Below are 19,534 nucleotides of genomic sequence, written 5' to 3' on the forward strand. Positions count from 1 at the left end.
AGAAGGCGAGGTTACTCGCCTTCGTCGAAATAGTTGTTGATCAGTTCGACCAGGCCTTGCAGCGCTTCGGCTTCCTGTTCGCCTTCGGTCTTGAGGTGGATGCTCGTGCCCTTGCCGGCGGCGAGCATCATCACGGCCATGATGCTCTTGCCATCGACCATCGACTCCGGGGTACGGCCTACACGCACCGAACACGGGTACTTGCCCGCCACGCCAACGAACTTGGCCGCTGCCCGGGCGTGCAGCCCCAGCTTGTTGATAATCTCGATTTCAATGGCGGGCATCGCGGGCGGGATCCTGAGGGCTAGAGGTCGCGGTGGCGAACCTGGACGTTCTTCAATGTTTGTTGCAGCACCTGGCCCAGGCGTTCGGTGATGTACACCGAGCGATGATGACCGCCGGTGCAGCCGATGGCGATGGTGACATAGGCCCGGTTGCTGGCGGCGAACCGTGGCAGCCACTTGAGCAGGTACGACGAAATGTCCTGGAACATCTCCTCGACGTCCGGTTGCGCGGCCAGGTAGTCGATGACCGGTTGCTCCAACCCCGAATGATCCCGCAGCTCGGGCTTCCAATAGGGGTTGGGCAGGCAGCGCACATCGAACACCAGATCGGCGTCGACCGGCATGCCACGCTTGAAGCCGAACGACTCCACCAGAAACGCCGTGCCCGGCTCGGGCTGGTTGAGCAGGCGCAGCTTGATCGAGTCGCGCAGCTGGTACAGGTTGAGGTTGGTGGTGTCGATCTTGAGGTCGGCCAGGTCGGCGATCGGCCCCAGCAGGTCGCTCTCTACCCGGATGGCTTCGGCCAGGGAGCGTTGCGTGTTGGTCAGCGGGTGGCGTCGGCGCGTCTCCGAGAAGCGCTTGAGCAGGGTTTCCTCGTCGGCGTCCAGGTACACCACATCGCAATGAATGTGCTTGCTGCGGGCATCCTCCAGCAGCTCGGGGAAGCGGCTCAGGTGGCTGGGCAGGTTGCGCGCGTCGATGGAAACGGCCACCAGCGGCTGCAGCAGCTCGGTATTGATCAGTGCGTTTTCGGCCAGTTGCGGCAACAGCCCGGCAGGCAGGTTGTCGATGCAGTAGTAGCCGTTGTCCTCAAGTACCGCGAGCGCGGTGCTCTTGCCGGAGCCGGAGCGACCGCTGACGATGATCAAGCGCATGTTCAGTGCCCGTTTTGCACGTCCAGTACGACCTGGTACAGGGATTGGCTATCGGTGGCCGCGCGCAGTTTGTCGCGCACGTCCTTGCGGTCGAGCATGCTGGCGATCTGGCGCAGCAGCTCAAGGTGCGCATCGGTGGCGGCTTCCGGGACCAGCAGCAGAAACAGCAGGTCGACGGGAGCGCCATCGATGGCGTCGAAGTCGATGGGAGCGTCCAGGTGCAGCAGGGCGCTTACCGGTTTTTCACAACCTTTCAAGCGGCAGTGCGGGATGGCGATACCATTGCCGAAGCCGGTCGAACCCAGTTTTTCACGGGCGATCAGGCTCTCGAACACGGTTTGGGTGTCCAGCTCGGGTACTTCCTTGCCGATCAGATTGGCAATCTGTTCGAGCGCACGCTTTTTACTGCCGCCCGGCACGTTCACGAGGGAACGGCCGGGGGTCAGGATATCTTCTAGTCGGATCATGGGTGGGGGGGATCAGCGGGCCGCTGCACCTTGCAGGAGGCTTTGCTGTTTTTCCTTGTGTTTTTTCAGTTGGCGGTCGAGCTTGTCGGTAAGGGCGTCGATCGCTGCATACATGTCTTGATGTTCGGCGTTGGCAACCACTTCGCCGCCCGGGATCTGCAAGGTAGCCTCAATTTTCTGCTGAAGCTTTTCGACCTTCATGATCACCGTCACGTTGGTGATCTTGTCGAAGTGACCCTCCAGTCGTTTCAGCTTCTGCTCGACATACTCGCGCAGTGGCGGAGTGACTTCTACATGCTGTCCACTGATATTGACTTGCATACAGCTTCTCCTTTTGTTGCCGGTGCATAAGAGGCAGGTGTTGCGCCTGCCACTGAATTGCGGTGGCACATCTCAGGGGATGTCACATCAATCGCTTGCGTTCGCTCGACGGTGCAATGCCAAGGGACTCGCGGTACTTGGCGACGGTGCGACGGGCTACCTGGATGCCTTGTGCCTCCAGTAAACCAGCGATCTTGCTGTCACTCAATGGCTTTTTCTGATTTTCAGCCGCGACCAGTTTCTTGATGATCGCGCGGATCGCCGTGGACGAGCATTCGCCGCCCTCGGAGGTGCTCACGTGGCTCGAGAAAAAGTATTTCAGTTCGTAGATGCCGCGCGGGGTGTGCATGTATTTCTGCGTGGTCACCCGCGAAATGGTCGACTCGTGCATGCCCACCGCCTCGGCGATATCGTGCAGTACCAGCGGTTTCATCGCCTCGTCGCCGTGGTCGAGAAAGCCGCGCTGGTGCTCGACGATCTGCGTGGCCACCTTCATCAGCGTCTCGTTGCGGCTCTGCAGGCTCTTGATGAACCAGCGCGCCTCCTGCAACTGGTTGCGCATGAAGGTGTTGTCGGCGCTGGTGTCGGCGCGACGCACGAAGCCGGCGTATTGCGGGTTGACCCGCAGGCGCGGCACGGCTTCCTGGTTCAGCTCGACCAGCCAGCGGTCGGAATCCTTGCGCACGATGACATCGGGCACCACGTATTCGGCTTCGCTGGACTCGATCTGCGAGCCGGGGCGCGGGTTGAGGCTCTGTACCAGTTCGATGACCTGGCGCAGTTCGTCTTCCTTGAGCTTCATGCGACGCATCAGCTGGCTGTAGTCGCGGCTGCCGAGCAGGTCGATGTAGTCGCTGACCAGGCGCTGCGCCTCGGCCATCCACGGCGTACGCGGCGGCAGCTGGCGCAGTTGCAGCAGCAGGCATTCGCTGAGGTTGCGGGCACCGATGCCGGCGGGCTCGAACTGCTGGATACGGTGCAGCACGGCCTCGACTTCGTCGAGTTCGATGTCCAGTTCCGGGTCGAACGACTCGCACACCTCTTCGAGGGTTTCCTCGAGATAGCCCTGGTTGTTGATGCAGTCGATCAGCGTCACGGCAATCAGCCGGTCGGTGTCGGACATCGGTGCCAGGTTGAGCTGCCACAGCAGGTGGCTCTGCAGGCTCTCGCCGGCAGAGGTGCGGGTGGTGAAGTCCCACTCGTCATCGTCATTGCTGGGCAGGCTGCTGGCGCTGGTCTGGTAGATGTCTTCCCAGGCCGTGTCGACCGGCAGTTCGTTGGGGATGCGCTCGTTCCATTCGCCTTCTTCGAGGTTGTCCACCGTGGGGGCGGACTCCTGGAAGCTGCTCTCCTGAGGTTCGGCAACCGGCTTGGTCTCGGCGTTGTCGGCCATCGGGTCGCTGTTGTCGAAATCCTCGCCTTCTTCCTGGCGTTCGAGCATCGGGTTGGACTCCAGCGCCTCCTGGATTTCCTGTTGCAGGTCCAGGGTGGAGAGCTGGAGCAGTCGGATAGCCTGTTGCAACTGAGGAGTCATCGTCAGTTGCTGGCCCATTCTTAGGACGAGCGATGGTTTCATGGCTGGGGCTTAACACCTTATTCGCCGGCGCACAGGCGCCATCTACTACAAGGGCGCGAGAGGCGCCAACTTTAAGCAAATTATATGCCTGAAATCAAAGCGTTTGCCTAGAGCGCTGGAACAATTAACCCCGGGTGGAGCCATTTGCCAGCGCCCAGGCAGCGCCATGTTCAGCCATGTGCCGCAGCTTACAGGCGGAACTCGTGGCCGAGGTACACCTCTTTCACCAGGTCGTTGGCCAGGATGGTCTGTGCATCGCCTTCGGCGATCAACTGGCCATCGTTGACGATGTAGGCGGTCTCGCAGATATCCAGGGTTTCACGGACGTTGTGGTCGGTGATCAGCACGCCGATGCCCTTGGCCTTGAGGTGGTGGATGATCTGCTTGATGTCGCCCACGGAGATCGGGTCGACACCGGCGAAAGGTTCGTCGAGCAGGATGAACTTGGGCGCGGTGGCCAGTGCCCGGGCAATCTCCACCCTGCGCCGCTCACCACCGGACAGGCTCATGCCCAGGTTGTCGCGGATGTGGCTGATGTGAAATTCCTGCAGCAGGCTTTCAAGCTCCTTGCGGCGACCATCGCGGTCGAGTTCCTTGCGGGTCTCGAGGATCGCCATGATGTTGTCGGCCACCGACAGCTTGCGAAAGATCGAGGCTTCCTGCGGCAGGTAGCCGATGCCGGCACGTGCGCGACCATGCATGGGCTGGTGGCTGACGTCCAGGTCGTCGATCAGCACGCGGCCCTGGTCGGCCTGTACCAGGCCGACGATCATGTAGAAGCAGGTGGTCTTGCCGGCGCCGTTGGGGCCGAGCAGGCCGACGATCTGGCCGCTGTCGATGGACAGGCTGACATCACGTACGACTTGCCGGCTTTTGTAGGTCTTGGCCAGGTGCTGGGCTTTGAGGGTTGCCATCTACTCGGCCTTCTTCTTCGGCTGGATCACCATGTCGATGCGCGGACGCGACTCGGTGACTTTGCCACCGCGACCAGCGGTAGCGATCTGCTTCACCGTGTCGTAGACGATTTTCTCGCCTTCGGTGGTGTTGCCTTCATTGATGACCTTGGCGCGGTCGATCAGCACGATGCGGTTCTGTGGCGCATTGTACTGAATGGTCTTGCCGTAGCCCTGCATCTTGTCCGGCTTGGCCGCGCTCTGCTGCTGCTCGAAGTAGGCCAGGTTGCCCACCGAGGTCACGACGTCGATATCGCCGGAGGCAGTGCGGGTGATGGTCACGGTGTTGCCTTTGATCATCATCGAGCCCTGGGTGATGATCACGTCACCGGTATAGGTGGCAACGCCTTTCTTGTCATCCAGTTGAGCCTGGTCAGCCTGGATACGGATAGGCTGATCACGGTCGTTCGGCAGGGCCCAGGCGCTCGCGCTTCCCAGTGCTGCGCTCAGGCTGAGCAAAAAGGGGAGGGTTTTAACGAGCCTCATACTGTCCTCTTACGTTGGACAGCAGGTTCATCCTGCCGTCTTTCAGATACGCTTTCATTCCCTTGCCCGTAGTTGTGCCACCGGCGCCGTCGATTCTAACGGCTTGCTCGGTCTGCGCATATTGCTTCTGCGGGAAGACTGTCATGCGGGTGGTGGTAATGATGGTTTCGCGGTTCTGGTCGTCGGTGCGGGCAACCCGCACGTTGTCGATCAGTTCCACTTCGGTGCCGTCCGGGTTGACCTCGCCGCGGGTGCTCTGCACGTGCCACGGGTAGGCGGTACCACGGTACATGTTGAGGTCCGGCGTGGTCAGCAGCGTCACTTCGCTGGCCTTGAGGTGTTCGACCTTGTCGGCGGTCATCTCGTACTGCAGCTTGCCATCGGGCAGAAACTGCACGCTGTGGGCATTGATGGCGTAGTAGTCGATGGCGCTTTCGTCGACCTGCGCTGCGGGCTCGTCGAGGAACGTCTCGGGGCTGATGTTCCAGTAGCCGACCGCTGCAAACAAGGCAGCGATCACACTGAACAGCGCGATATTGCGGATCTTTTTACTGAACATGGATCGCTCTACAGGTAGTTGGCATTCGCCGCGTCCAGGTTGCCCTGGGCTTGCAGGATCAGTTCGCAGAACTCGCGGGCTGCGCCTTCGCCACCGCGCGCAAGGGTCACGCCATGGGCGTGCTGGCGCACGAACGGAGCGGCACTGGCTACGGCCATGCCCAAGCCGACCCGGCGAATCACCGGCAGGTCTGGCAGGTCGTCGCCCAGGTAGGCAACCTGTTCATAGCTTAGGCCCAGTTGACCAAGAAGGTCGTCGAGCACCACCAGTTTATCTTCGCGGCCCTGGTACAGGTGCGGGATGCCGAGGTTTTTCGCACGACGTTCGACCACCGGCGTCTTGCGCCCGCTGATGATCGCGGTGGTCACGCCCGAGTTCATGAGCATCTTGATGCCCTGGCCGTCGAGGGTGTTGAAGGTCTTGAATTCGCTGCCGTCTTCGAGAAAGTACAGGCGACCGTCGGTCAGCACGCCGTCCACATCGAATACCGCCAGCTTGATGGCCTTGCCGCGTTGCAGCAGATCGTCGTTCATTTACATCACTCCGGCGCGCAGCAGGTCGTGCATGTTCAGGGCGCCGACCGGCTGGTCGAGCGTGTCCACCACCACCAGCGCGCTGATCTTGTGGTCTTCCATGATCTTCAAGGCCTCGGCCGCGAGCATCTCGGCGCGGGCGGTCTTGCCGTGTACGGTCATCACTTCGTCGATCAGCGTGGTGTGCACGTCGATGTTGCGATCCAGGCTGCGGCGCAGGTCGCCGTCGGTGAACACCCCGGCCAGGCGGCCGTCGCTTTCGCGCACCACGGTCATGCCCAAACCTTTGCGAGACATTTCAAGAAGGGCGTCCTTGAGCAGCGTGCCGCGCTGAACCTGAGGCAGCTCGTCACCGCCGTGCATCACGTTCTCGACCTTGAGCAGCAGGCGTCGGCCCAAGGCACCGCCCGGGTGCGAGAAGGCGAAGTCTTCGGCAGTGAAGCCGCGTGCCTCGAGCAGGGCGATGGCCAGGGCGTCGCCGAGTACCAGCGCAGCGGTGGTGGAGGACGTCGGGGCCAGGTTCAGCGGGCAGGCCTCCTGGCCCACGCGGGCGTCCAGGTTGACCTCGGCGGCCTTGGCCAGCGGCGAGTCGGGGTTGCCGGTGAGGCTGATGAGCTTGATGCCCAGGCGCTTGATCAGTGGCAGCAGGGTCACGATTTCGTTGGTGGTGCCCGAGTTGGACAGTGCCAGGATGATGTCGTCCCGGGTGATCATGCCCATGTCGCCGTGGCTGGCCTCGGCGGGGTGAACGAAGAACGACGTGGTGCCGGTGCTGGCCAGGGTGGCGGCAATCTTGTTGCCGATGTGCCCGGATTTGCCCATGCCCACCACCACGACCCGGCCCTTGCTGGCCAGGATCAGCTCGCAGGCCTTGACGAAATCGGCGTCGATATGGGCCAGCAGGCCCTCTACCGCTTCGATCTCGAGACGGATGGTGCGCTGTGCGGATTGGATCAGGTCGGTGGATTGGCTCATGTCGTAGATCGGATTGCCTGATGAAAAGGCGGGGATTATAGCGGTAATGCGCCAAAGCCTCACCTGTGATTGCAAGGATGCTCTGCCAGAAACCTTAAGTGAGCCTTAACTTGAGCTGAACAGCCTCGGTGATGGCCTTGGGGTGGCTCTATCAGCGGTGCTATAGTTCGCCGCCTGTTCGGTCCGCTCGGAGCGTGCGTGCCTCCATGAAGGAGGTTGGCGTCTGAGTGAAAAGGCTGCATCGCAAGGAGTTTAGATGAGCGTTGATAACGCCTACGCGGTCGAATTGAAGGGCGTGACCTTCAAGCGCGGCGCGCGCAGCATCTTCAATAATGTCGACATACGCATTCCCCGCGGCAAGGTTACCGGCATCATGGGGCCTTCCGGGTGCGGCAAGACCACGCTGCTGCGTCTGATGGGCGCGCAACTGCGCCCTGCCAGCGGCGAGGTGTGGGTGGCCGGGCAAAACCTGCCGACCCTGTCGCGCAGCGACCTGTTCGACGCGCGCAAGCACATGGGCGTGCTGTTCCAGAGCGGTGCACTGTTCACCGACCTCGACGTGTTCGAGAACGTCGCCTTCCCGCTGCGGGTGCATACCCAGCTGCCCGAGGAAATGATCCGCGACATCGTGCTGATGAAGCTGCAGGCCGTGGGCTTGCGCGGTGCCATCGAACTGATGCCCGACGAACTGTCCGGCGGCATGAAGCGCCGTGTGGCGCTGGCCCGGGCGATTGCCCTGGACCCGCAGATCCTCATGTACGACGAACCTTTCGTCGGCCAGGACCCGATCGCCATGGGCGTGCTGGTACGCCTGATCCGCCTGCTCAACGATGCGCTGGGCATCACCAGCATCGTGGTTTCGCACGATCTTGCAGAAACCGCGAGCATTGCCGACTACCTGTATGTGGTGGGGGACGGCCAGGTACTGGGCCAGGGTACGCCGCAGGAGCTGATGGAGTCGGACAACCCGCGTATCCGCCAATTCATGAAAGGCGATCCGGATGGCCCGGTGCCCTTTCATTTTCCTGCGCCTGATTACCGCGCCGATCTGTTGGGGAAGCGTTGATGCGCAGAAAGTCATTGCTCGAACGTATTCGTCTGTTTGGTCGCTCCGCGATCGACGTGGTGGCCGTGCTGGGGCGCTCCTGCCTGTTCCTGCTGCATGCCCTGGTGGGGCGCGGCGGGATTGGCGGCGGGTTCCAGTTGCTGGTCAAGCAGCTGTACTCGGTCGGCGTGATGTCGCTGGCCATCATCGTCGTGTCCGGCGTGTTCATCGGCATGGTGCTGGCCCTGCAGGGCTTCAGCATCCTCACCAAGTACGGTTCGGAACAGGCGGTGGGGCAGATGGTTGCCCTGACCCTGCTGCGTGAACTGGGCCCGGTGGTGACCGCGCTGCTGTTCGCCGGGCGGGCCGGGTCGGCGCTGACGGCCGAAATCGGCAACATGAAATCCACCGAGCAGCTGTCGAGCCTGGAGATGATCGGCGTCGACCCGCTCAAGTACATCGTTGCACCGCGCCTGTGGGCCGGCTTCATCTCGCTGCCGCTGCTGGCGATGATCTTCAGCGTGGTCGGCATCTGGGGCGGGTCCTGGGTGGCGGTGGACTGGCTGGGAGTCTATGAAGGTTCCTTCTGGTCGAACATGCAGAACAGCGTTTCGTTCGTCGACGATGTACTCAACGGGGTGCTCAAGAGCCTCGTGTTTGCCTTCGTCGTCACCTGGATTGCCGTATTCCAAGGCTATGACTGTGAGCCCACTTCAGAGGGGATCAGCCGTGCCACTACCAAGACCGTGGTCTATGCCTCGCTGGCAGTCCTGGGTCTGGACTTTATTCTGACCGCCTTGATGTTTGGAGATTTCTGATGCAAAACCGCACCCTGGAAATCGGTGTCGGCCTGTTCCTCCTGGCCGGGATCCTGGCACTGCTTCTGCTGGCCCTGCGCGTCAGCGGCCTGTCCGCCAGCCCGAGCAGCGATACCTATAAACTTTACGCCTACTTCGACAATATCGCCGGTTTGACTGTCAGAGCTAAAGTGACCATGGCCGGTGTAACCATCGGCAAGGTCACGGCCATCGATCTGGACCGCGATACCTATACCGGTCGGGTGACGTTGCAGCTGGAAAAACGCGTCGACAACCTGCCGACCGATTCCACCGCCTCGATCCTGACCGCCGGGTTGCTCGGCGAGAAGTACATCGGCATCAGCGTGGGCGGTGAGGAGGCGGTGCTCAAGGAAGGTGGAACCATCCATGACACCCAGTCGGCGCTGGTACTGGAAGATCTGATTGGCAAGTTTTTGCTCAATACCGTTGGCAAAGAAGCTAAATAAGGAGTTTCCATGATTTCCATCCTGCGACGCGGCCTGTTGGTATTGCTGGCGAGCCTGCCGTTGATGGCCGTTGCGGCCACGCAATCGCCCAAAGAAGTGATCCAGACCACCACCACGCAACTGCTGTCCGACCTCAAGGCGAACAAGGAGCAGTACAAGGCCAACCCCAGCGCGTTCTACGATGCGCTCAACGCCAACCTGGGACCGGTGGTGGATGCCGATGGCATCTCCCGCAGCATCATGACGGTCAAGTACTCGCGCAAGGCTACCCCGGCCCAGATGCAGCGCTTCCAGGAAAACTTCAAGCGCAGCCTGATGCAGTTCTATGGCAACGCCCTGCTGGAATACAACAACCAGGGCATCACCGTGGGCGCCGAGAAGAAGGACGGCGACGACCGTGCCAGCGTCGACATGACGGTCAAGGGCAACAACGGCGCCATCTACCCGGTTTCCTACACCCTGACCAAGCTCAATGGCGAGTGGAAGGTGCGTAACGTTATCGTCAACGGCATCAACATCGGCAAGCTGTTCCGTGACCAGTTCGCCGACGCCATGCAGCGCAACGGCAACGACCTGGACAAGACCATCGACGGTTGGGCCGGCGAAGTGGCCAAGGCCAAGGAAACCACCGAGCAAGCGGCCGAGAAGCAGGCCCAATGAGTGCGGCAGTCACCCTTGCCGCACCCGGCGTGCTGAGCCTGTCCGGTGTGCTGGATTACCGCACCGGCCCGGTGCTGCGCAAGCAGGGCAGGGCCCTGATTGCTGCCAGTCGCGAGCCTTCGCTGGTGCTGGACTGTTCGGCGGTGGAGCTTTCCAGCAGCGTGGGTCTGTCCCTGCTGCTGGCCTTCACCCGTGACGGGCAGGCGGCGGGCAAGACCATTGAGGTGCGCGGCATGCCCCATGGCATGCACGAAATCGCTCAGGTGTACGGGCTCGGCGAGCTGCTGGCCGGTCAATAAATACGGGTGCGCGACGGGCCCCTCTGTCAGAGTCCTCGTTTACGGGGTTCGCAGGCGAGGGGCTTTTTTGTATGATGGCCGACCCGCGCGCACAGGGCGCCGATTGAGGTTGAGCATGCAGGCCGTAGAAGTTAAGAACTTCCTTGAAGAAAAGTTGCCGGGAACCCGGGTAGAAGTTGAAGGCGAAGGCTGCAACTTCCAGCTGAACGTAATCAGTGACGAATTGGCGGCCCTGAGCCCGGTCAAACGTCAGCAGCAGATCTATGCTCACCTGAACCCGTGGATCACCGATGGCAGCATCCATGCGGTAACCATGAAATTTTTCAGCAGCGCAGCCTGGGCTGAGCGCACCTGAGCCAACTTGGCGGCGAGATTCCAATGGACAAACTGATTATCACTGGCGGCGTTCGTCTCGATGGCGAAATCCGCATTTCCGGCGCAAAGAACGCAGCGCTGCCGATTCTGGCGGCCACCCTGCTGTGCGACGGCCCGGTCACCGTCGGCAACCTGCCGCACCTGCACGACATCACCACCATGATCGAGCTGTTCGGTCGCATGGGCATCGAGCCTGTGATCGACGAGAAGCTCGCGGTGGAGATCGACCCACGCACCATCAAGACCCTGGTCGCGCCGTATGAGCTGGTGAAGACCATGCGCGCCTCGATCCTGGTGCTGGGCCCGATGGTCGCCCGTTTCGGCGAGGCCGAAGTGGCCCTGCCTGGCGGTTGCGCCATTGGCTCGCGCCCGGTCGACCTGCACATCCGCGGCCTCGAGGCGATGGGCGCGAAGATCGAAGTCGAAGGCGGCTACATCAAGGCCAAGGCGCCTGAAGGCGGCCTGCGCGGTGCGCACTTCTTCTTCGACACCGTCAGCGTGACCGGTACCGAGAACATCATGATGGCCGCTGCCCTGGCCAAGGGCCGCAGCGTGCTGCAGAACGCCGCGCGCGAGCCGGAAGTGGTCGACCTGGCCAACTTCCTCAACGCCATGGGCGCCAAGGTGCAGGGTGCCGGTACCGACACCATCACCATCGACGGCGTCGAGCGCCTGGGTTCGGCGGTATACCGCGTGATGCCCGACCGTATCGAGACCGGCACCTACCTGGTAGCCGCTGCCGTGACCGGCGGTCGCGTCAAGGTCAAGGACACCGATCCGACCATCCTCGAGGCGGTACTGGAGAAGCTCAAGGAAGCCGGTGCCGAAATCACCACCGGTGAAGACTGGATCGAGCTGGACATGCACGGCAAGCGGCCGAAAGCCGTGAACCTGCGCACCGCCCCGTACCCGGCGTTCCCTACCGACATGCAGGCGCAGTTCATCTCCCTCAACGCCATTGCCGAAGGCACCGGCGCGGTGATCGAGACGATCTTCGAAAACCGCTTCATGCACGTGTACGAGATGCACCGCATGGGCGCGCAGATCCAGGTCGAAGGCAACACGGCCATCGTCACCGGCACCAAGACCCTCAAGGGCGCTCCGGTCATGGCCACCGACCTGCGGGCTTCGGCCAGCCTGGTCATTTCGGCGCTGGTCGCCGAGGGCGACACCCTGATCGATCGCATCTACCACATAGACCGTGGCTACGAGTGCATCGAAGAGAAACTGCAGATGCTGGGCGCGAAGATCCGTCGCGTACCGGGCTAGCCCTGCACTCGGCGCAGGGACGCGCCACAAGAATCGATTGCCGTCGGGCGCCTGCACGGGTCCGGCGGCTAAAGCCGCTTAAGGATTGACGTTTCCCATGTTGACCATCGCGCTGTCCAAGGGCCGCATTCTCGACGACACCCTGCCATTGCTGGCAGAGGCGGGCATCGTGCCTACCGAGAATCCGGACAAAAGCCGCAAGCTGATCATCCCGACCACCCAGGACGATGTACGCCTGCTGATCGTGCGTGCCACCGACGTGCCGACCTACGTCGAGCATGGCGCCGCCGACCTGGGCGTGGCCGGCAAGGACGTGCTGATGGAGTACGGCGGCCAGGGCCTGTACGAGCCGCTGGACCTGCAGATTGCCCAATGCAAGCTGATGACCGCCGGTGCCATCGGCGCTGCCGAACCCAAGGGGCGCCTGCGCGTGGCCACCAAGTTCGTCAACGTCGCCAAGCGCTACTACGCCGAGCAGGGCCGTCAGGTCGACATCATCAAGCTGTACGGCTCGATGGAGCTGGCACCGCTGATCAACCTGGCCGACAAGATCATCGACGTGGTCGACACCGGCAACACCCTGCGTGCCAACGGCCTGGAACCCCAGGAACTGATCGCCACCATCAGCTCCCGGCTGGTGGTCAACAAGGCCTCGATGAAGATGCAGCACGCACGCATCCAGAGCCTGATCGACGCCTTGCGTCTGGCCGTGGAATCGCGACACCGCGGCTGACCCCTGCGCGCGACCTTCGCTGTCGCGCCCGTCTATCCGCGTCATAGCCAATTTTCTCGGGTGCCCGCGCGGATGGACTGGTAGCTTAGGGCGCCTGAGCATCCGCCATTTACCGAGGCCTTAGCCATGACCACGTCCACTGCAATTCGCCGACTCAACGCTGCTGACCCGGATTTCGCCCGACATCTGGATCATCTGCTGAGCTGGGAAAGCGTGTCTGACGATGCGGTCAACCAGCGGGTGCTGGACATCATCAAGGCCGTGCGCGAGCGCGGCGACGCGGCGCTGGTGGAATTCACCCAGCGTTTCGACGGCGTCCAGGCCACCTCCATCGATGACCTGATCCTGGGGCGCGAGCGCCTGGAGCTGGCCTTGAGCCGCATCACCCCGGCGCAGCGCGAGGCGCTGGAAACCGCCGCCCGCCGGGTGCGCAGCTACCACGAAAGGCAGAAGCAGGACTCCTGGACCTACACCGAGGCCGACGGCACCGTGCTGGGCCAGAAGGTCACGCCGCTGGACCGCGCCGGCCTGTACGTACCGGGTGGCAAGGCGTCGTACCCCTCGTCGGTACTGATGAACGCGATTCCGGCCAAGGTTGCCGGGGTGTCCGAAGTGGTCATGGTGGTACCCACCCCGCGTGGTGAAATCAACGAGCTGGTGCTGGCTGCGGCGTGCATCGCCGGGGTCGACCGGGTGTTCACCATCGGTGGCGCCCAGGCGGTTGCCGCACTGGCCTACGGCACCGAGAGCGTGCCGCAGGTAGACAAGGTGGTCGGCCCGGGCAACATCTACGTGGCCACCGCCAAGCGCCATGTGTTCGGCCAGGTGGGCATCGACATGATTGCCGGCCCGTCGGAGATCCTCGTGGTGTGCGACGGCCAGACCGACCCGGACTGGATCGCCATGGACCTGTTCTCCCAGGCCGAGCATGACGAAGACGCCCAGGCGATTCTGGTCAGCCCCGATGCCGAGTTCCTCGACCGCGTGGCCGCAAGCATCGACAAGCTGCTGCCGGGCATGGACCGCGCCGAGATCATCCAGACCTCCATCAATGGCCGTGGCGCACTGATCCACGTGCGCGACATGCAGCAGGCCATCGAGGTGGCCAACCGCATCGCCCCCGAGCACCTGGAGTTGTCGGTGGCCGACCCGCAGGCCTGGTTGCCGCAGATCCGCCATGCCGGTGCGATCTTCATGGGCCGCCACACCAGCGAAGCGCTGGGCGACTACTGCGCTGGCCCCAACCACGTGCTGCCTACCTCCGGCACCGCACGGTTCTCCTCGCCGCTGGGGGTGTACGACTTCCAGAAGCGTTCCTCGATCATCTTCTGTTCCGAGCAGGGCGCTTCGGACCTGGGTCGCACCGCGTCGGTGCTGGCCCGTGGCGAATCCCTGAGCGCGCACGCACGCAGCGCCGAATACCGCATCCTTGGCGATCACACCCCTGTCGATAAAGAGGGCAACTGAGCATGAGCAAATTCTGGAGCCCCTTCGTCAAGGACCTGGTGCCTTACGTGCCGGGCGAGCAGCCCAAGCTGAGCAAGCTGGTCAAGCTCAACACCAACGAAAACCCCTATGGCCCTTCGCCAAAGGCGCTGGAGGCCATGCGCGGCGAGCTCAACGACAACCTGCGCCTGTACCCGGACCCCAATGGCGACCGGCTCAAGCAGGCGGTGGCCAGCTACTACGGCGTGCAGGCCAGCCAGGTGTTCCTGGGCAACGGTTCGGACGAAGTGCTCGCGCACATTTTCCACGGCCTGTTCCAGCACGATGCGCCGCTGCTGTTCCCCGACATCAGCTACAGCTTCTACCCGGTGTACTGCGGCCTGTACGGCATCCCGTATGAGGCGGTAGCGCTGGACGAGCAGTTCCAGATTCGTGTCGAGGATTACCAGCGCGCCAACGGCGGCATCATCTTCCCCAACCCGAACGCACCCACTGGCTGCCTGCTGGCGCTGGAGGCAGTCGAGCAGATGCTGCAGGCCAACCCGGATTCGGTGGTGGTGGTCGACGAAGCCTACATCGACTTCGGCGGCCAGACCGCCATCAGCCTGGTGGACCGCTACCCGAACCTGCTGGTGACCCAGACCCTGTCCAAGTCGCGTTCCCTGGCCGGCCTGCGGGTCGGGCTGGCGGTCGGCCACCCGGACCTGATCGAGGCGCTGGAGCGCATCAAGAACAGCTTCAACTCCTATCCGCTGGATCGTCTGGCCATCGTCGGCGCGGCGGCGGCGTTCGAGGACCAGGCGTATTTCGAACAGACCTGCCGTCAGGTGATCGACAGCCGGGAGCAGCTGGTGGCGCAGTTGACCGACCGCGGTTTCCAGGTGCTGCCGTCGGCGGCCAACTTCATCTTTGCCCGTCACCCCGAGCAGGATGCCGCTGCGCTGGCGGCCAAGTTGCGCGAGCAGGGCGTGATCGTGCGCCACTTCAAGCAGCAGCGCATCGCGCAGTTCCTGCGTATCAGCATCGGTACGCCCGAGCAGAACCAGGCGCTGCTCGACGCCTTGAACTGATCGCGCCTTGTCTTTCGCCAGCTAGGCGGGCTCCTGCGGGAGCCGGCCTAGCTGGCGATTGCATCGACGTGGCCCGACAGGCTATTCTCCGCTCCTCAGATTCGTCCGATGATTGGATGTAAGCACGTCAATGACTCAACTCATCAAACGCTCCCTTGTCGAGCAGGCCGTCGAACAACTGCGTCAGCGCGTCGCCGATGGCGCCTGGGCCGTCGGCCAGCGCCTGCCCACCGAGCCCGAACTGGCCCTGGAACTGGGCATCAGCCGCAATACCGTGCGTGAAGCGATGCGCGTGCTCGCCTTCAGCGGCCTGGTCGAAGTGCGCCAGGGCGACGGTACCTACCTGCGCGCCAATGTCGACCCGCTGGCCACCGTGCAGGTGCTGTCGCGTTGCAGCCTCGAGCAGGCCCGCGAAACCCGGCACATCCTCGAAGCCGAGGCCATCGGGCTGGCGGCGCTGCGCCGCACCGACGACGACCTCAAGGGGCTGCATGAAGCCCTGCAGCACAGCGCCGAGCACTTTCACGACGACCTCGACAGCTACGTGGCCTGCGACCTGGTGTTTCACCAGCGCCTGGTGGACGCCGCACACAACCCGGCATTGAGCGAGCTGTACCGCTACTTCTCCGCCGTGGTGGCGTGCGCCGTGCACCACAACATGCGCGAATCGCGTTGCCAGGGCGTGTTCGACCTGCACCGCGACATCCTGCAGGCGGTCGAGCAACGCGACCCGGAACGGGCCAAGGCCCTGAGCAGAACCCTTATCAATGAAGCCTGACGCAGAGACAGCCATGCCCAAACCCAACCCGCCGCTCGAAGAACTCCTGATCGACGCCGAAGCCGACGACGCCCAGCTGCAACCGCCCGCCGTGCTGCAGCGCCCGTGGCTGTTGCTGCTGGGGCTGGTACTGGTGGCACTGAACCTGCGCCCGGCGCTGTCGAGCATGGCACCGTTGCTCGGGCAGGTGTCCGACAGCCTGGGGCTGAGTGCTTCGCAGGCCGGCCTGCTGACCACGCTGCCGGTACTGTGCCTGGGCCTGTTCGCGCCGCTGGCACCGATCCTGGCGCGTCGCTTCGGCAGCGAGCGGGTGGTGCTGGGCATTCTGCTCACGCTGGCGTGCGGCATCTTGCTGCGCAGCTCGCTGGGCAGTGTGGGGCTGTTTGCCGGCAGCATCCTGGCCGGGGCCAGCATCGGCGTGATTGGCGTGCTGCTGCCGGGCATCGTCAAGCGCGACTTCCCCAAGCATGCCGGCGCCCTGACCGGCGTGTACACCATGGCCCTGTGCCTGGGCGCGGCCCTGGCGGCCGGCGCCACCGTGCCGTTGAGCCAGCACTTCGACGACAGCTGGGCGCTGGGCCTGGGTGTCTGGCTGATTCCGGCGGTGGTGGCGGCGCTTTTCTGGCTGCCCCAGGCGCGCCACGGGCATGGCAAGCATGCGGTGGCTTATCGGGTGAGGGGGCTGCTGCGCGATCCGCTGGCCTGGCAGGTGACCCTGTACATGGGCCTGCAGTCGTCGCTGGCGTACATCGTGTTCGGCTGGCTGCCCTCGATTCTGATCGGCCGTGGCCTGAGCCCGACCGAGGCCGGGCTGGTGCTGTCCGGTTCGGTGATCGTGCAACTGGCCAGTGCCCTGACCGCGCCGTGGCTGGCCACCCGTGGCAAGGACCAGCGCCTGGCCATCGTGCTGGTGATGCTGCTGACCCTGGCCGGCCTGTTCGGCTGCCTGTATGCCCCGTTAGGCGGGCTGTGGGGCTGGGCGGTGGTACTGGGTATCGGGCAGGGCGGCACCTTTGCCCTGGCGCTGACCCTGATCGTGTTGCGGTCGAAGGACTCGCATGTGGCGGCCAACCTGTCGAGCATGGCCCAGGGCATCGGCTATACCCTGGCCTCGATGGGGCCGTTCGCGGTGGGCCTGGTGCATGACGTGACCGGTGGCTGGGACGCAGTGGGCTGGATCTTCGCGGTGCTGGGCGTGGGTGCGATCGGTTTCGGGCTCAAGGCCGGGCGGGCGTTGCAGGTGGGTGTGGTCAGCGAACGGGTCTGACTTCGCGTGGCTGCCATCGCGGGTCTGCACTGCACCTGTGGGAGCGGGCCTGACCTGCGATGGGGCACATCATTCGCACCGTATATACCCGTAGCTTTCAGCCATCACTCGGCCTATCGTTCACGTCCGTTCCCCTGTAATGGACCGCGCCCATGAGCGACGCCAACATCGCGCTGATCACACGTTTCTACCAGGCCTTCCAGCGCCTCGACGCCGAGGCCATGGTCGCCTGCTACAGCCCCGAGGTGGTGTTCAGCGACCCGGCCTTCGGTACCCTGCGTGGCAAGGACGCCGCCGACATGTGGCGCATGCTCGCCAGTCGCGCCAAGGATTTCTCCCTGACCTTCGACAGCGTGCGCGCCGACGAGCGCAGCGCCACTGCGCACTGGGTGGCCACCTACCTGTTCAGCCAGACCGGTCGCGTGGTGGTCAACGACATTCAGGCACGTTTCGTGATCCGCGACGGGTTGATCGTCGAGCATCACGATCATTTCGACCTGTGGCGCTGGGCCCGCCAGGCGCTGGGTACCAAGGGCCTGCTGCTGGGCTGGACACCGCTGGTACAGGGCAAGATTCGCCAACAGGCGGCAAAAGGCCTGCGCGCATTTCAGGCCGGGCGTTGACGGGGTAAGCTGTCGCCTTCACCCCTGTACGCAGATGCCCGTGACCGAAACCCCCACCTCTCGCAAACCCTGGTATGTCTATCTGGTACGCACCGCCAACGGTTCGTTGTACTGCGGCATCAGCGACAACCCCGAGCGCCGTTTCAATGCGCATCAGAGCGGCCGCGGTGCGCGTTACTTCAGCACCAGCCCGGCAGTGGCGCTGGTGTATGTGGAAGCCTGGCCGGACAAGGCCGAGGCGCTGCGCCAGGAACGCCTGGTGAAGAAGCTGCGCAAGTCGGCCAAGGAGGCACTGGTGGCCTCCTGGACGGGGCTCAGTCCTTGCGACGCTTGAGCTGATCGGTGAGCTGGGTGGGCAGGCCCTTGATGATCAGGGTGCCGGCCTCTTCGTCGTACTCGATCTTCGAGCCCAGCAGGTGTGCCTCGAAGCTGATCGACAGGCCCTCGGCGCGGCCGGTGAAGCGGCGGAACTGGTTCAGGGTGCGCTTGTCGGCCGGGATCTCCGGCGACAGGCCGTAGTCCTTGTTGCGGATATGGTCATAGAAGGCCCGTGGGCGGTCCTCGTCGATCAGTTCCGACAGCTCGCTCAGGGTCACTGGCTCGCCTGCCTTGGTCTGGCTGGTGGCGTACTCGACCAGGGTCTGGGTCTTTTCGCGGGCGGCTTCCTCGGGCAGGTCCTCGCTCTCGACGAAGTCGCTGAAGGCCTTGAGCAGGGTGCGGGTCTCTCCCGGGCCGTCGACGCCTTCCTGGCAGCCGATGAAGTCGCGGAAGTACTCCGAGACCTTCTTGCCGTTCTTGCCCTTGATGAACGAGATGTACTGCTTGGACTGCTTGTTGTTCTGCCACTCGGAGATGTTGATGCGAGCAGCCAGGTGCAGTTGGCCCAGGTCCAGGTGGCGCGAGGGGGTCACGTCCAGGTCGGCGTTCACCGCCACGCCTTCGCTGTGGTGCAGCAGGGCAATGGCCAGGTAGTCTGTCATGCCTTGCTGGTAGTGGGCGAACAGTACGTGGCCACCGGTGGACAGGTTCGACTCTTCCATCAGCTTCTGCAGGTGCTCGACGGCCACGCGGCTGAAGGCGGTGAAGGTCTTGCCTTCATCCAGGTATTCCTTCAGCCAGCCGCTGAACGGATGGGCGCCGGACTCGGCGTGGAACAGGCCCCAGGCTTTGCCCTGTTTGGCGTTGTAGCTGTCGTTGAGGTCGGCCAGCAGGTTCTCGATGGCGGTCGACTCGGCCAGTTCCGAGTCGCGTGCGTGCAGCACGGCAGGGCTGCCATCGGGTTTCTTGTCGATCAGGTGGACGATGCAATGACGGATCGGCATGGGATTCTCGGCTGAAAATAGGGCGCGACATACGGCGCTGCAAAGCGGCCAAGTGTAACCCAGCCGGGGGCTTGAGCAGGGTATGGATGTGTGTCGACGCAAGGGTTGTTCATTTTTTGTGCGATTTTTTGCGAAATTTGCTGCAAACCCCCGAAAAACCAGAACATTTGGCCTGTGGGAGGCGGATATTTATCGCTTCGTGTGGTAGTTTTGCCCGGTCTTGCGCACCGCGTGTGGCGCATTGCTGGCAGACCGCTGATGTCACGTCGAACCAAACGCATTTTTGTGTATCTACATACGCGATTGGCAATGGATATACCCCGGACCGCCGAA

At 63.2% G+C, this 19,534-nt stretch carries 25 protein-coding genes; 14 read left to right on the forward strand and 11 right to left on the reverse strand.

The genetic code is table 11. The annotated features are described in order from the left end of the window. Positions 1 to 11: 11 nt before the first annotated feature. The 10 genes from DN387_RS22825 to DN387_RS22870 form a co-directional block, all read right to left on the reverse strand. Positions 12 to 284, reverse strand: coding sequence for an HPr family phosphocarrier protein (locus tag DN387_RS22825; protein WP_043862462.1), 273 nt, complete (start codon positions 282 to 284; stop codon positions 12 to 14). A 20-nt stretch (positions 285 to 304) separates the two neighbouring features. After that, on the reverse strand, positions 305 to 1,159 hold the full coding sequence (rapZ, locus tag DN387_RS22830) for an RNase adapter RapZ (protein WP_043862461.1): 855 nt from the start codon (positions 1,157 to 1,159) through the stop codon (positions 305 to 307). 2 nt (positions 1,160 to 1,161) lie between these two features. Continuing rightward, positions 1,162 to 1,626, reverse strand: a complete 465-nt coding sequence (gene ptsN / locus DN387_RS22835) for a PTS IIA-like nitrogen regulatory protein PtsN (RefSeq protein WP_043862460.1) — start codon at positions 1,624 to 1,626, stop codon at positions 1,162 to 1,164. Positions 1,627 to 1,638: 12 nt separating this feature from the next. Continuing rightward, positions 1,639 to 1,947: a ribosome-associated translation inhibitor RaiA gene (raiA, locus tag DN387_RS22840; RefSeq protein ID WP_043862459.1), complete on the reverse strand. Its 309-nt coding sequence runs from the start codon at positions 1,945 to 1,947 to the stop codon at positions 1,639 to 1,641. A gap of 82 nt (positions 1,948 to 2,029) precedes the next feature. Further along, positions 2,030 to 3,523: an RNA polymerase factor sigma-54 gene (locus tag DN387_RS22845; protein WP_043862458.1), complete on the reverse strand. Its 1,494-nt coding sequence runs from the start codon at positions 3,521 to 3,523 to the stop codon at positions 2,030 to 2,032. A 188-nt stretch (positions 3,524 to 3,711) separates the two neighbouring features. Next, positions 3,712 to 4,437, reverse strand: coding sequence for an LPS export ABC transporter ATP-binding protein (lptB, locus tag DN387_RS22850; protein WP_054916381.1), 726 nt, complete (start codon positions 4,435 to 4,437; stop codon positions 3,712 to 3,714). Further along, complete coding sequence (gene lptA / locus DN387_RS22855; protein WP_054916380.1) at positions 4,438 to 4,962, reverse strand: lipopolysaccharide transport periplasmic protein LptA; 525 nt, start codon at positions 4,960 to 4,962, stop codon at positions 4,438 to 4,440. Further along, positions 4,949 to 5,521 carry an LPS export ABC transporter periplasmic protein LptC gene (lptC, locus tag DN387_RS22860; protein ID WP_043862455.1) on the reverse strand — a complete coding sequence of 191 codons (573 nt, stop codon included), beginning with the start codon at positions 5,519 to 5,521 and terminating at the stop codon, positions 4,949 to 4,951. The genes lptA and lptC overlap by 14 nt, the downstream gene beginning before the upstream one ends. Before the next feature lie 8 nt (positions 5,522 to 5,529). After that, positions 5,530 to 6,054: an HAD family hydrolase gene (locus DN387_RS22865; protein WP_043862454.1), complete on the reverse strand. Its 525-nt coding sequence runs from the start codon at positions 6,052 to 6,054 to the stop codon at positions 5,530 to 5,532. Beyond that, positions 6,055 to 7,029, reverse strand: coding sequence for a KpsF/GutQ family sugar-phosphate isomerase (locus DN387_RS22870; RefSeq protein ID WP_043862453.1), 975 nt, complete (start codon positions 7,027 to 7,029; stop codon positions 6,055 to 6,057). Positions 7,030 to 7,285: 256 nt separating this feature from the next. Between DN387_RS22870 and DN387_RS22875 the strand changes: the two genes are divergently transcribed. The 14 genes from DN387_RS22875 to DN387_RS22940 all read left to right on the forward strand — a co-directional run bounded on the left by DN387_RS22875 (position 7,286) and on the right by DN387_RS22940 (position 18,213). Beyond that, the gene (locus DN387_RS22875) at positions 7,286 to 8,095 is read left to right on the forward strand and encodes an ATP-binding cassette domain-containing protein (RefSeq protein WP_043862452.1); all 810 of its coding nucleotides are present in this window, start codon (positions 7,286 to 7,288) and stop codon (positions 8,093 to 8,095) included. Next, positions 8,095 to 8,892, forward strand: a complete 798-nt coding sequence (gene mlaE / locus DN387_RS22880; protein ID WP_043862451.1) for a lipid asymmetry maintenance ABC transporter permease subunit MlaE — start codon at positions 8,095 to 8,097, stop codon at positions 8,890 to 8,892. The genes DN387_RS22875 and mlaE overlap by 1 nt, the downstream gene beginning before the upstream one ends. Next, positions 8,892 to 9,359, forward strand: a complete 468-nt coding sequence (gene mlaD, locus DN387_RS22885) for an outer membrane lipid asymmetry maintenance protein MlaD (protein ID WP_043862450.1) — start codon at positions 8,892 to 8,894, stop codon at positions 9,357 to 9,359. Before mlaE ends, mlaD begins: the two co-directional genes overlap by 1 nt. A gap of 9 nt (positions 9,360 to 9,368) precedes the next feature. Next, positions 9,369 to 10,019 carry a phospholipid-binding protein MlaC gene (locus DN387_RS22890; protein WP_054916379.1) on the forward strand — a complete coding sequence of 217 codons (651 nt, stop codon included), beginning with the start codon at positions 9,369 to 9,371 and terminating at the stop codon, positions 10,017 to 10,019. After that, positions 10,016 to 10,318: a lipid asymmetry maintenance protein MlaB gene (locus DN387_RS22895; protein WP_054916378.1), complete on the forward strand. Its 303-nt coding sequence runs from the start codon at positions 10,016 to 10,018 to the stop codon at positions 10,316 to 10,318. Before DN387_RS22890 ends, DN387_RS22895 begins: the two co-directional genes overlap by 4 nt. Before the next feature lie 115 nt (positions 10,319 to 10,433). Further along, a complete protein-coding gene (locus DN387_RS22900; protein WP_010223373.1) occupies positions 10,434 to 10,673 on the forward strand; it encodes a BolA family protein in 240 nt (79 codons plus the stop codon). A 23-nt stretch (positions 10,674 to 10,696) separates the two neighbouring features. Further along, positions 10,697 to 11,962, forward strand: coding sequence for a UDP-N-acetylglucosamine 1-carboxyvinyltransferase (gene murA / locus DN387_RS22905; protein ID WP_043862447.1), 1,266 nt, complete (start codon positions 10,697 to 10,699; stop codon positions 11,960 to 11,962). A gap of 97 nt (positions 11,963 to 12,059) precedes the next feature. Further along, entirely contained in the window at positions 12,060 to 12,695 is a 636-nt protein-coding gene (hisG, locus tag DN387_RS22910; protein ID WP_043862446.1) for an ATP phosphoribosyltransferase, read from the forward strand. 126 nt (positions 12,696 to 12,821) lie between these two features. Beyond that, positions 12,822 to 14,162: a histidinol dehydrogenase gene (gene hisD / locus DN387_RS22915; RefSeq protein WP_043862445.1), complete on the forward strand. Its 1,341-nt coding sequence runs from the start codon at positions 12,822 to 12,824 to the stop codon at positions 14,160 to 14,162. A 2-nt stretch (positions 14,163 to 14,164) separates the two neighbouring features. Then, positions 14,165 to 15,211 (forward strand): histidinol-phosphate transaminase, encoded by a 1,047-nt coding sequence (gene hisC / locus DN387_RS22920; RefSeq protein WP_043862444.1) that lies wholly within the window; start codon positions 14,165 to 14,167, stop codon positions 15,209 to 15,211. Between the two features lie 130 nt (positions 15,212 to 15,341). Continuing rightward, entirely contained in the window at positions 15,342 to 15,989 is a 648-nt protein-coding gene (locus tag DN387_RS22925; RefSeq protein WP_043862443.1) for a FadR/GntR family transcriptional regulator, read from the forward strand. Positions 15,990 to 16,002: 13 nt separating this feature from the next. Next, positions 16,003 to 17,256: an MFS transporter gene (locus tag DN387_RS22930; RefSeq protein WP_043862442.1), complete on the forward strand. Its 1,254-nt coding sequence runs from the start codon at positions 16,003 to 16,005 to the stop codon at positions 17,254 to 17,256. A gap of 152 nt (positions 17,257 to 17,408) precedes the next feature. Continuing rightward, the gene (locus DN387_RS22935; protein WP_043862441.1) at positions 17,409 to 17,879 is read left to right on the forward strand and encodes a nuclear transport factor 2 family protein; all 471 of its coding nucleotides are present in this window, start codon (positions 17,409 to 17,411) and stop codon (positions 17,877 to 17,879) included. Positions 17,880 to 17,919: 40 nt separating this feature from the next. Further along, entirely contained in the window at positions 17,920 to 18,213 is a 294-nt protein-coding gene (locus DN387_RS22940; protein ID WP_229589547.1) for a GIY-YIG nuclease family protein, read from the forward strand. On the opposite strand, the gene yejK is transcribed toward DN387_RS22940, so the two are convergent. Further along, positions 18,194 to 19,201 carry a nucleoid-associated protein YejK gene (gene yejK, locus DN387_RS22945; protein WP_043862439.1) on the reverse strand — a complete coding sequence of 336 codons (1,008 nt, stop codon included), beginning with the start codon at positions 19,199 to 19,201 and terminating at the stop codon, positions 18,194 to 18,196. The two genes, DN387_RS22940 and yejK, sit on opposite strands and share 20 nt — an antisense overlap. Between the last annotated feature and the right edge of the window lie 333 nt (positions 19,202 to 19,534).

It is taken from the genome of Pseudomonas sp. FBF18, from assembly GCF_024261405.1.
Lineage (GTDB): Bacteria > Pseudomonadota > Gammaproteobacteria > Pseudomonadales > Pseudomonadaceae > Aquipseudomonas > Aquipseudomonas palmensis.

What these genes read in the sequence shown, in the direction of transcription:
- DN387_RS22825 (WP_043862462.1), bottom strand. Translation starts at nt 284, where the DNA reads ATGCCCGCCATTGAAATCGAGATTATCAACAAGCTGGGGCTGCACGCC.
- rapZ (WP_043862461.1), bottom strand. Translation starts at nt 1,159, where the DNA reads ATGCGCTTGATCATCGTCAGCGGTCGCTCCGGCTCCGGCAAGAGCACC.
- ptsN (WP_043862460.1), bottom strand. Translation starts at nt 1,626, where the DNA reads ATGATCCGACTAGAAGATATCCTGACCCCCGGCCGTTCCCTCGTGAAC.
- raiA (WP_043862459.1), bottom strand. Translation starts at nt 1,947, where the DNA reads ATGCAAGTCAATATCAGTGGACAGCATGTAGAAGTCACTCCGCCACTG.
- DN387_RS22845 (WP_043862458.1), bottom strand. Translation starts at nt 3,523, where the DNA reads ATGAAACCATCGCTCGTCCTAAGAATGGGCCAGCAACTGACGATGACT.
- lptB (WP_054916381.1), bottom strand. Translation starts at nt 4,437, where the DNA reads ATGGCAACCCTCAAAGCCCAGCACCTGGCCAAGACCTACAAAAGCCGG.
- lptA (WP_054916380.1), bottom strand. Translation starts at nt 4,962, where the DNA reads ATGAGGCTCGTTAAAACCCTCCCCTTTTTGCTCAGCCTGAGCGCAGCA.
- lptC (WP_043862455.1), bottom strand. Translation starts at nt 5,521, where the DNA reads ATGTTCAGTAAAAAGATCCGCAATATCGCGCTGTTCAGTGTGATCGCT.
- DN387_RS22865 (WP_043862454.1), bottom strand. Translation starts at nt 6,054, where the DNA reads ATGAACGACGATCTGCTGCAACGCGGCAAGGCCATCAAGCTGGCGGTA.
- DN387_RS22870 (WP_043862453.1), bottom strand. Translation starts at nt 7,029, where the DNA reads ATGAGCCAATCCACCGACCTGATCCAATCCGCACAGCGCACCATCCGT.
- DN387_RS22875 (WP_043862452.1), top strand. Translation starts at nt 7,286, where the DNA reads ATGAGCGTTGATAACGCCTACGCGGTCGAATTGAAGGGCGTGACCTTC.
- mlaE (WP_043862451.1), top strand. Translation starts at nt 8,095, where the DNA reads ATGCGCAGAAAGTCATTGCTCGAACGTATTCGTCTGTTTGGTCGCTCC.
- mlaD (WP_043862450.1), top strand. Translation starts at nt 8,892, where the DNA reads ATGCAAAACCGCACCCTGGAAATCGGTGTCGGCCTGTTCCTCCTGGCC.
- DN387_RS22890 (WP_054916379.1), top strand. Translation starts at nt 9,369, where the DNA reads ATGATTTCCATCCTGCGACGCGGCCTGTTGGTATTGCTGGCGAGCCTG.
- DN387_RS22895 (WP_054916378.1), top strand. Translation starts at nt 10,016, where the DNA reads ATGAGTGCGGCAGTCACCCTTGCCGCACCCGGCGTGCTGAGCCTGTCC.
- DN387_RS22900 (WP_010223373.1), top strand. Translation starts at nt 10,434, where the DNA reads ATGCAGGCCGTAGAAGTTAAGAACTTCCTTGAAGAAAAGTTGCCGGGA.
- murA (WP_043862447.1), top strand. Translation starts at nt 10,697, where the DNA reads ATGGACAAACTGATTATCACTGGCGGCGTTCGTCTCGATGGCGAAATC.
- hisG (WP_043862446.1), top strand. Translation starts at nt 12,060, where the DNA reads ATGTTGACCATCGCGCTGTCCAAGGGCCGCATTCTCGACGACACCCTG.
- hisD (WP_043862445.1), top strand. Translation starts at nt 12,822, where the DNA reads ATGACCACGTCCACTGCAATTCGCCGACTCAACGCTGCTGACCCGGAT.
- hisC (WP_043862444.1), top strand. Translation starts at nt 14,165, where the DNA reads ATGAGCAAATTCTGGAGCCCCTTCGTCAAGGACCTGGTGCCTTACGTG.
- DN387_RS22925 (WP_043862443.1), top strand. Translation starts at nt 15,342, where the DNA reads ATGACTCAACTCATCAAACGCTCCCTTGTCGAGCAGGCCGTCGAACAA.
- DN387_RS22930 (WP_043862442.1), top strand. Translation starts at nt 16,003, where the DNA reads ATGCCCAAACCCAACCCGCCGCTCGAAGAACTCCTGATCGACGCCGAA.
- DN387_RS22935 (WP_043862441.1), top strand. Translation starts at nt 17,409, where the DNA reads ATGAGCGACGCCAACATCGCGCTGATCACACGTTTCTACCAGGCCTTC.
- yejK (WP_043862439.1), bottom strand. Translation starts at nt 19,201, where the DNA reads ATGCCGATCCGTCATTGCATCGTCCACCTGATCGACAAGAAACCCGAT.